Source organism: Dysgonomonas mossii DSM 22836 (genome assembly GCF_000213575.1).
In the GTDB taxonomy this organism is placed as follows: Bacteria; Bacteroidota; Bacteroidia; order Bacteroidales; family Dysgonomonadaceae; genus Dysgonomonas; species Dysgonomonas mossii.
Genome location: NZ_GL892008.1, coordinates 1 through 2,260, shown reverse-complemented (window position 1 = coordinate 2,260; position 2,260 = coordinate 1). Strand labels below are relative to the sequence as shown.

The following is a 2,260-nucleotide window of genomic DNA, read 5'->3' as shown; positions in this document are numbered from 1 at the left end:
TTTTAGCAATGATAGGACAAAATATGATACACCAAAAGACACTGAACCTAAACAAGACCCTAAAGCTACTCAAAAGACTGACGAACCATCAGATATTATATTCGAAATGATAAACAAAGCGGATAGCCAAGAATCATTAAAGGATATTTGGACTTCATACCCAAATTATCAACGTAATCAAAAATTTAAAAACGCTCTAACAAATGCAAAATCAAAATTACCTAAATTACAACCAGCAAGTTGATTTCTTTGAGAATAATCATTGCTATATAACTAAAGAAGGAAAACAGCTTCAAGGCATAACAGGCATCATCTCAAAGATGCTATTTCCAGACAAGTATAGTAACATTCCGGAACATATATTAAATAAGGCTGCTGAATATGGTAGCCTTATTCATTCTAAATGTCAAGAGAATGATATATTCGAAACCTCTGATTGTATGGAGGTTGAAAATTATATGAAGATAAAACAAGAATATAACCTTATTCCGTTGGAAAATGAATATTTAGTATCTGACAATGACCGTATAGCTACAATGATAGATAATGTATTCCGGGCATCGGATAATAGCGTTCATCTTGGGGATATAAAAACTACATCGGTTTTAGATATTGAAAGTTTATCATGGCAGCTATCAATATGCGCTTACTTGTTTGAATTGCAAAATCCTCATTTAAGTGTAGATAAATTATATGGTATCTGGCTTCGAAAGGATAAATATAAACTGCAAGAAGTTGAAAGAATACCAAGCAGTACTATTATATCTCTTATTGATGCGTATTTTAATAATACTTCATTCGAGAACCCAATAAAACAAAATACATCTCTTGAAATAGAAGAATTAATTGCTATTGATGAAGAAATATCTATTCTTGAAGAGAGAAGAACGCAACTGCTATCGGATATACAGCCATTAATAGAAAAGCAACAATATAAAGATGATAAGGTAACCATATCATGGGTTTCGCCTAGTACTTCAATCGGTTTCGACTCTTCAAAATTCAAAAAAGAAAATCCAGAACTAGCCGATAAGTATAAGAAAGAAACAACTAAATCAGGTTTTGTTAAAGTAACTTATAAAAAAGAAAAAGAATGTCAGTAAACAAAGTAATATTAGTAGGTCATGTGGGTAAAGATCCAGATGTAAAGCATTTTGACAATGGTACGGCTGTTGCATCATTTTCATTGGCTACCACTGAAAAAGGATATACAGCACAAAACGGAACAACCATTCCGGACCGTACCGAATGGCACAACATAGTATGTTGGCGTGGATTAGCTAAAGTAGCTGAACAATATGTAAAGAAAGGCAGCCAATTGTACATAGAAGGAAAAATACGATCACGTTCGTATGATGATGCTAACGGAGTGAAGCGGTATGTAACAGAGATATATGTTGATAATTTGGAGTTGTTAGGCGGTAAGCAAAATCAAAACAGCGAAGCTGAACAAACTCCAGTTGAATCACAACATACTACTGTACCAATTGGAGATGATGACGATCTCCCTTTTAATTAGGGTTTTCGGTAATCCATAAAAATAAAAACCGATGGAATTATTTTGTACAAATACAGCTCGAGGATTAGTTCCAAATTACGATTCAGATTTTGAAGAAAAGAAAAAACTTAAAATCGGAGAAGTATATAAGGTAAAAGTAACAAAAGCAAGAAACTACCATTTCCATAGAAAATACTTTGCCCTTATAAACTGTGCATGGGAATATCAAAATCAAGGTGTAACAGATCACTTTAAAAATAATGTAGATCTATTTAGAAAGACTGTTGAGATGTCAGCAGGACATTGCGATACTATTTATTCTATTCCTCGTAATGAATGGATTGAAACGCCTAAATCAATATCCTTTGAAAAAATGGATGAAATTGAATTTCAAACGCTATATGAAAAAGTAAAAGATGTTTTATTCTCTGTCTTTCTAAAAAAAATAAGCGAGGAGGAATTTATGCGAAACTTAGTAAATTTTTGATATGATAAAACAAGTAAGCAAGAAACAAGCTCAGAAGAATAGGGCGATAGCAAAGATAAAATCTAAACTATCGCCTTTTTGCTTTATATGTGGGGAACATGGAACTGATCTTATGCACCTTTTACCTAAATCTACATTCCCGGAACATTATACCAATCCATTAAACTTGGTTATGGGCTGTAGGCGCTGCCATAACTTATATGATAATGATCTTTTATTTCGCCAACAGCAAACTGATATATTTAATAGGATATGCGAATTTGACGAGATTGGAG

The 2,260-nt window shown here is 32.9% G+C and carries 4 protein-coding genes and 1 pseudogene; all 5 read left to right on the top strand.

Annotated features, from left to right (window positions below; all coding sequences use genetic code 11):
- Positions 1–244: pseudogene (locus HMPREF9456_RS17400) on the top strand (hypothetical protein); the annotation flags it as partial.
- Complete coding sequence (locus tag HMPREF9456_RS11785) at positions 204–1,103, top strand: hypothetical protein (protein WP_006843763.1); 900 nt, start codon at positions 204–206, stop codon at positions 1,101–1,103. The pseudogene HMPREF9456_RS17400 and the gene HMPREF9456_RS11785, both read left to right, overlap by 41 nt.
- The gene (locus tag HMPREF9456_RS11780; protein WP_006843762.1) at positions 1,094–1,519 is read left to right on the top strand and encodes a single-stranded DNA-binding protein; all 426 of its coding nucleotides are present in this window, start codon (positions 1,094–1,096) and stop codon (positions 1,517–1,519) included. The genes HMPREF9456_RS11785 and HMPREF9456_RS11780 overlap by 10 nt, the downstream gene beginning before the upstream one ends.
- Before the next feature lie 31 nt (positions 1,520–1,550).
- Positions 1,551–1,985 carry a DUF1367 family protein gene (locus HMPREF9456_RS11775; RefSeq protein ID WP_006843428.1) on the top strand — a complete coding sequence of 145 codons (435 nt, stop codon included), beginning with the start codon at positions 1,551–1,553 and terminating at the stop codon, positions 1,983–1,985.
- A 1-nt stretch (position 1,986) separates the two neighbouring features.
- Positions 1,987–2,260 (top strand): hypothetical protein (locus tag HMPREF9456_RS11770; RefSeq protein ID WP_006843761.1); only part of this gene is annotated, 274 nt, incomplete at its 3' end.

Excerpts from the sequence above, each read along its gene's own strand:
- HMPREF9456_RS11785 (WP_006843763.1), top strand. The coding sequence starts at position 204 with ATGCAAAATCAAAATTACCTAAATTACAACCAGCAAGTTGATTTCTTT.
- HMPREF9456_RS11780 (WP_006843762.1), top strand. The coding sequence starts at position 1,094 with ATGTCAGTAAACAAAGTAATATTAGTAGGTCATGTGGGTAAAGATCCA.
- HMPREF9456_RS11775 (WP_006843428.1), top strand. The coding sequence starts at position 1,551 with ATGGAATTATTTTGTACAAATACAGCTCGAGGATTAGTTCCAAATTAC.